This window comes from Streptomyces sp. NPDC059010, from assembly GCF_042740355.1.
Classification (GTDB): domain Bacteria; phylum Actinomycetota; class Actinomycetes; order Streptomycetales; family Streptomycetaceae; genus Streptomyces.
In genome coordinates, this window is sequence record NZ_JBHYJA010000087.1 from 13129 (window position 1) to 18143 (window position 5015).

The 5015-nt window shown below is 70.9% G+C and carries 4 protein-coding genes; 1 reads left to right on the forward strand and 3 read right to left on the reverse strand.

Annotated features, from left to right (window positions below):
- Positions 1-340: 340 nt before the first annotated feature.
- The 3 genes from ACFWYS_RS45750 to ACFWYS_RS45760 all read right to left on the reverse strand — a co-directional run bounded on the left by ACFWYS_RS45750 (position 341) and on the right by ACFWYS_RS45760 (position 3964).
- Positions 341-1705 carry a phosphomannomutase/phosphoglucomutase gene (locus ACFWYS_RS45750; RefSeq protein WP_384782820.1) on the reverse strand — a complete coding sequence of 455 codons (1365 nt, stop codon included), beginning with the start codon at positions 1703-1705 and terminating at the stop codon, positions 341-343.
- A gap of 112 nt (positions 1706-1817) precedes the next feature.
- Complete coding sequence (locus ACFWYS_RS45755) at positions 1818-3434, reverse strand: L-lactate permease (RefSeq protein ID WP_384782824.1); 1617 nt, start codon at positions 3432-3434, stop codon at positions 1818-1820.
- Positions 3435-3586: 152 nt separating this feature from the next.
- Positions 3587-3964, reverse strand: a complete 378-nt coding sequence (locus tag ACFWYS_RS45760) for a DUF3499 domain-containing protein (RefSeq protein ID WP_384782822.1) — start codon at positions 3962-3964, stop codon at positions 3587-3589.
- Between the two features lie 342 nt (positions 3965-4306).
- Between ACFWYS_RS45760 and ACFWYS_RS45765 the strand changes: the two genes are divergently transcribed.
- The gene (locus ACFWYS_RS45765) at positions 4307-4750 is read left to right on the forward strand and encodes a metallopeptidase family protein (protein WP_384782826.1); all 444 of its coding nucleotides are present in this window, start codon (positions 4307-4309) and stop codon (positions 4748-4750) included.
- The last annotated feature ends 265 nt before the right edge of the window (positions 4751-5015 follow it).

Here is a 5015-nt window from a genome sequence, read left to right on the forward strand (position 1 = left end):
TGCTCGGTGAGCCCCCCCCCCCCCCCAACCCGTCCCAAACCCCGCGGGGGCGGGCCCTTTCTCCCCGGGGGCTTTCTGGGGGCTGCCGCCCCCAGACCCCCGCATCGGCCCTGAACGGGCCTTGTCCTCAAACGCCGGACGGGTTGAAAGAAACGCAGCTGGCCCGCTTTGGAGGATGCAGCCCCCTCCGGGTGGGTGGGGGCTCGGGATGGTGCGGGCCTGCTCTCGGGCGTCGGACGGGCTGAAGGAAGCGAAGCGGGCCGGCGTTGAGAACAGCCAACGGCACCGTGCCCACCTCGCCCCTCCCTGCCCTCCCCACCCCACCGCCTCAGCCTCAGCCTCAGCCTCTGATGATCCCCAGCACCTCGTCCCGCACCTTCGCCATCGTCGCCTCGTCCCGGGCCTCCGCGTTCAGGCGGAGCAGTGGTTCCGTGTTGGACGGGCGGACGTTGAACCACCAGTCGGCGGAGGTGACCGTCAGGCCATCGAGCTCGTCGAGTTCCACGCCCTCGCGGGCCTCGTACGTGGCCTTGATGGCGGCGAGGCGGCCCGTCTGGTCGGCGACCGTGGAGTTGATCTCGCCGGAGCCGGTGTAGCGGTCGTACTGGGCGACCAGGCCGGAGAGGGGGCCCTCCTGGCCACCCAGCGCCGCCAGGACGTGCAGGGCGGCCAGCATGCCGGTGTCGGCGTTCCAGAAGTCCTTGAAGTAGTAGTGGGCGGAGTGTTCGCCGCCGAAGATGGCGCCGGTCTTGGCCATCTCGGCCTTGATGAAGGAGTGGCCGACGCGGGTGCGGACGGGGGTGCCGCCGTTCTCCTTGACGACCTCCGGGACCGACCAGGACGTGATCAGGTTGTGGATGATCGTGCCCTTGCCGCCGTGCTTGGCCAGCTCGCGCGAGGCGACCAGGGCGGTGATGGCGGACGGGGAGACGGGGCCGCCGTGCTCGTCGACGACGAAGCAGCGGTCGGCGTCGCCGTCGAAGGCGATGCCGAGGTCGGCGGACTCCTCGCGCACCCGCTTCTGCAGGTCCACGATGTTCGCCGGGTCCAGGGGGTTGGCCTCGTGGTTCGGGAAGGTGCCGTCCAGCTCGAAGTACATCGGGACAACGTCGAGCGGGAGGCCGCCGAACACGGTCGGGACCGTGTGGCCGCCCATGCCGTTGCCCGCGTCGACGACGACCTTCAGGGGGCGGATGGAGGTCAGGTCGACGAGGGAGCGGAGGTAGGCCGCGTAGTCCTCCAGCGTCTCCCGCTGGGTGATCGTTCCCGGCGTCGCGGCGGGCTCGGGGGCGCCCGACTCGCTCCAGCGCTCGACCAGTTCGCGGATGTCGGCGAGGCCGGTGTCCTGGCCGACCGGGGCGGCGCCCGCACGGCACATCTTGATGCCGTTGTACTGGGCCGGGTTGTGCGAGGCGGTGAACATCGCACCCGGCAGGTTCAGCGCGCCGGAGGCGTAGTACAGCTGGTCGGTGGAGCACAGACCGATCTCGGTGACGTCGACGCCCCGGGCGGCGGCGCCGCGCGCGAAGGCGCGGGACAGGCCGGGTGACGAAGGGCGCATGTCGTGCCCGATGACGATCGCGCTCGCGTCGGTCACCTGCACGAAGGCGGCCCCGAAGAGCTCGGCCAGTGACTCGTCCCACTGGTCGGGGACGACTCCGCGCACGTCGTACGCCTTCACGAGCTGTGACAGATCAGCAGCCACGGCCAACCCTCCTGAAGTCCTATCGGTCACCCCAAACTACCCGCCCTCACTGACAGTGCGCTGTGTGCCCACCGAGTGGACCCCGAGCCGTAACCTCAGGTCAGCGCTGACGTCAGGGCAGCATCCAGTCCAGCACCGGTGAGCTCTGCCCGACCACGATCAGGCACATCACCAGCAGCAGGCCCAGGCTCCACGGCAGCACCTTCCGCAGCAGGTCCCCCTCCCGGCCCGCGAGGCCGACGGCCGCGCACGCGATGGTGAGGTTCTGCGGCGAGATCATCTTGCCGAGGACACCACCTGAACTGTTGGCGGCGGCCAGGAGTTCCGGCGACAGCCCCGACTCCCGCGCCGCCGTCACCTGCAAGGCGCCGAACAGGGCGTTCGCCGAGGTGTCCGATCCGGAGACGGCCACCCCGAACCAGCCCAGCACCGGCGACAGGAAGGCCAGCCCGGCGCCGGCCGCCGCCACGAAGTAGCCGATGGTGGCCGCCTGTCCGGAGAGGTTCATGACATAGGCGAGCCCGAGCACGGACGTCACCGTCAGGATCGCGAACCTCAACTCGTGCACGGTGGCGGCCCATTCCCTGACGGCCACGCGCGCGTGCACGCCGAGGACGACGGCCGTGCACACCCCGGCGAGCAGCACGAGCGTGCCGCCGGTGGACACGATCGGCCAGGTGAAGACATTGCCGCCGACCGGCTCCCCGTCGGCGTTCACGACGTTCAGGAAGGGCCAGTCGTACATCTGGGTCGCCTCGGCCAGCCAGTCCTTGACCACCGGGATCTGCGCGATGGAGAAGATCACCACGATCAGCCCGTACGGGGCATAGGCCCGCATCACCTCCCGCCGCGGATCGGCCTCGTCCAACTCCTCGCTCCGCGCGCCGGTCAGCACGGACGCGCGTACCGCCTCGTCGGCGGGCACACGCGCGTGCGGTACGGCGACCAGGGCGCCCGCACCGGCCAAGGCGGCGCCGATGTCGGCGAGTTGCGCGGAGACGTAGTTCGAGGCGGCGAACTGGGCGACGGCGAAGGCGACTCCACAGACCAGGGCGGGCACCCAGGTCTCCCGCAAGCCGCGCCGACCGTCCACCAGGCCGACGAGCACGAGCGGCACGACCAGCGCCAGCAGGGGCGTCTGACGCCCCACCACGGACGCCACGTCGTCCAGCGGAAGTCCGGTGACCTGAGCCAGCGTCACCACGGGCGTGCCCATCGCGCCGAAGGCGACGGGCGCGGTGTTGGCGACCAGCGCGACGACGGCCGCGCGCACCGGCTCGAATCCGAGTGCCACCAGCATGACCGAGCAGATCGCGACGGGCGCCCCGAACCCGGCGAGGGCCTCCAGCAACGCCCCGAAGCAGAAGGCGACGACGAGCGCCTGGATCCGCGGATCGTCGGACAGCCGGCCGAACGACCGCCGCAGGATGTCGAAATGACGCGTCCGGACGGTCATCCGGTACACCCAGAGCGCGTTGACGACGATCCACAGGATGGGGAAGAGCCCGAAGACGGCCCCCTGGGCGGCGCTGGAGAGCGTCTGATCGAGCGGCATGCCGTACGCGAGCCAGGCGACCAGAACGGCCGCCAGAAGCCCGATGAGCCCCGCCAGGTGCGCCTTCATCCGAACCCCGCCCAGCAGGACGAGCACGATCACCAGCGGCAGGGCCGCCACGAGGGCGGACAGCCCCAGCGAGTCGGCTACGGGCTCCAGTTCCTGGACGTACACGGGCACCTCCCCGGATTCCGTCATGCGGAAAGCGATTTCTCGTTCCGGCATACGGAATGGTCGTGTCCGCGCCAACCGGCCGTCAATGCCTGTGCATCACTCAACGAAACGAGCACACGAGAAACACCCGCAAAGCGGGAGATGACCGACCGTCAGTTGTCGGGCGACCGCAGCACCCGCAGATGCCCCCGCCGCGCGACCTCCATCGGGTCGGCGCCACGTGACCCGCCACCGCCGGCCCCTGCCGCCCGCTCCTGCGGACGCGCCGCCTCACGCACGGCGTTGGCAAGCGCTTCCAGGTCATCACCGCTCGGGCGAGCCGGAGCGGAGCCGTCCAGCAACCGCACGACCTCCCACCCGCGCGGGGCGGTGAGGCGCTCGGAGTGCTCGGCGCACAGGTCGTAGCAGTGGGGTTCGGCGTAGGTGGCGAGCGGGCCGAGGACCGCGGTCGAGTCGGCGTAGACGTACGTCAGCGTCGCGACGGCGGGGCGGCCGCAAGCGGTGCGCGAACAGCGACGTACAGGGCTCACGACGTTGGACGGTACCGCACTCTTGAGCGGGCCGCGACGACTCTCCCCCAGGTCACCCCACCGTGTCGTGCTGTGAAACACCCCACACGCCCCTTTCGCCCCACGTCGCTGACCTGCACGGAAGCCGGATTCCGAGATCCCGAACGCACTCACATCCGCTCATCACTTACCACAAACCCCGACAATTAGCTCGACATCGACAGTCTCGGCGACATACAGAAACGAGCCCAACCTTGGCTGGAATGGTCATCTGCCGACATGCCGTACGCACAGTGGACGCCACCCCGCCCAGGACCCACCGCTCGGACACGCACCCGCCACGAGGACTACCCTTCACCAGTGATGGACACCCCTGTACCGCCCCGTGCCGTCGGCCCCGGGCCCCGTCGTCGTGATCGCCACGGACGGGGCATGCGCGGCCCGATCGCACCACCCCAGGTCCCGCTCGCCGCGAGCCGCGCCGACGCCTTCGCCGACCTGGTCCAGGACTCCGTGGAACGCCTCGAACGCCGCTGGCCCCAGCTCGCCGACATCGATTTCCTGGTCCTGGAAGTACCCCGCCTGGACGGCAGCACCTGGAACGACGAGGCGGTCCCCCTGGGCGGCACGATCCCCGCACGCGAGGGCCGCCCCGCGCGCGTAGTCATCTATCGCCGCCCGGTGGAGATCCGCACAAAGGGCAGAGACGAGCGCGCAGCCCTGGTCCACGAGGTGGTCGTAGAACAAGTCGCCGAGCTGCTCGGCCTCACCCCGGAGACGGTGGACCCCCGCTACGGCGAGGACTGACAAGGCCGATCGGGACGCGTACCCCCGCGGCGCCGCAGTTGCGTACGGCGGCAAGGGGGCGTGCCGGGGGGGTCCGCCCGCAGTGGCCGGCGTCAAGAAACAGCCCCTCCAGGCCAACGCCAGCCGCCGGTCCGAGGACGGACACCCCCCCGCGCGGGCCCCCCCCCCCCCCCCACACCCCCGGGGTCAGCGCGCCCCCCCCCGACCACCAACAGCCCCCGCCGCGCCCCCGCCCCCCCGACGAGAGCAGACCCCGACCAGGCGA